The sequence below is a fragment of the Moorena sp. SIO4A1 genome (assembly GCF_010672065.1).
Lineage (GTDB): Bacteria > Cyanobacteriota > Cyanobacteriia > Cyanobacteriales > Coleofasciculaceae > Moorena.
In genome coordinates, this window is the sequence record NZ_JAAHHX010000396.1 from 1 (window position 1) to 1972 (window position 1972).

Here is a 1972-nt window from a genome sequence, read left to right on the forward strand (position 1 = left end):
GCAAACTTCTGTTCTCTATGATCGGCAAGTCTATGATCCACAAGCTCTCCTGGATCATTTAAGCCAGCTCACTCAGGAAGAGTTTGCCCCTCGGGCGGCTCAATACGACCAGACAGCGACTTTCCCGGCAAAAAACTTTGAGACTCTGTTTGATGCAGGTCTTCATGCCCCAGCTGTACCGATTAAGTATGGTGGTTTAGGGTTAGGTCACAACAGTGATATCCTCACCCTCTGGATGATGACACGAGAATTAGCAAAGGCGGATTTAGCCTTCACCCGTTGCTGGGAAGGACATACTAATATACAAGTATTATTGACTGCTAACGCTAATGACGCTCAAAAGCAACGTTGGTTTGAAGGGATTGTGCAACGAGGGGAAAAATGGGCGGGTTGGAGTGGCGAACCTCTCTCCAAAGTGCCTGGGCAAACCAGTGGTATTGGTACAACAGTTAAGGTTGTAGAGGGGGGCTATATTGTTGATGGTTGCAAGGTCTTTGCCACAGGAGCGGATGGGCTACAATGGGCGATCTTGTTTGTGAGTACTGCCGGAACAGGAGCTGTTCGTCATAACGATGGACCAGCGAATTCGGTGTTGATGTTAGCCTGTGATTTATCAGACCCAAGTGTAAGCTTTGATTCAACCTGGTGGAAACCGATTGGGATGCGGGGAAGTGTAAGTTATCGCGTACAATTCGATCACACGTTTATTCCTAAAGAAAATCTGATTGGCTATCCAGGGCAATACTTGCTGGAAGAGTGGCAAACTCGCTTTACTCCTCAGTATGGAGCAGCATTTTTGGGGGCAGCAGAAGGGGCTTATGGTTATGCCCTGGCTCATATCAAAAAGCAACGGAGAGAAAAGGATGCTTATGTGCAGCATCGGATTGCTAAATCAATGATGAACATTGAAACCATGGACTTGTGGCTGCGAAAAGTGGCTAGGTTGTGGGAAACAGGTCAACACCAGCAGGCCAAAGAAGCTGGTAACCGCTTTCGTTATTTGTCAGAAAAATTGGCACTGGATACCTTGGAACACTGTACTCGGATGTGTGGCGCTCGTGCTATGATTCAACCCAGTCCTTTGGAACGGATTTATCGCGATTTGTCCTTTTATACCCTCCATGATAATTGCGATCGCGTTTTGGCCTCAATTGGTCAGGAAGTACTGGGACAAGAAAGCGATCGGGCGTTTTTTAATTCTTCGGGGAACAATCAGGGAAAGTCCTAGAAAGTTTGGTTGCACAAAAGATGACAATGGTGTACGACTAGATGAGAATATTTATTATCATCTGGATTGGACAATTTCTCTCCCTGGTAGGTTCTCGCTTAACTCAGTTTGCCTTCAATGTCTGGTTGTTTCAAGAAACCGGCTCAGTGACCCAGTTTGGCTTACTGGTTTTGTGTGGTAGCTTGCCTAGTCTACTCATTTCCCCAATCGCAGGGGGATTTGTAGACCGCTGGAGCCGTCGCTGGACGATGATTATCGCCGATTTTTGTGCTGGTCTTTGCACCTTAAGCATGGCTTGGTTATTCATCACAGGAAACCTAGAAATTTGGCAATTGTACATCATCGAAGCTCTTAGTGCTTGCTTCAGTACCTTTCAGGCTAATGCTTATGCTGCTGCCACTACTCTGCTAGTACCAAAAGAAAACCTACCCCGTGCCAGTGGCTTAACCAGTTTGGGGCGGGGTGTATCTAAACTGATTGCACCAGTTTTAGCAGGTATATTGCTGCCCCTTGTTCACATCCCAGGCATCATTGTCATTGACTTTGCTACTTTATTTTTTGCCATTGTTCCCTTGATGGTAGTTAAATTTCAGGAGTTAAATAATCTAGAGGAAGAGACAGCGGACAAATCTTTCTGGAAAGAGCTTATCTATGGCTGGAATTGCCTAACTACCAAACCAGGATTACTGGGGTTATTATTTTTTTTGGCTACTTACAATCTGTCTATAGGCATATTTAATGTCC

Annotated in this window: 2 protein-coding genes; both read left to right on the top strand. The window is 45.6% G+C overall.

Annotated features, from left to right (window positions below; all coding sequences use genetic code 11):
* Window positions 1–1228, top strand: a 1228-nt coding sequence (locus F6K53_RS38655; RefSeq protein WP_293085139.1) for an acyl-CoA dehydrogenase family protein, incomplete at its 5' end; no start/stop codon positions are given.
* Window positions 1229–1269: 41 nt separating this feature from the next.
* Window positions 1270–1972 (top strand): MFS transporter (locus F6K53_RS38660; RefSeq protein ID WP_293085142.1); only part of this gene is annotated, 703 nt, incomplete at its 3' end.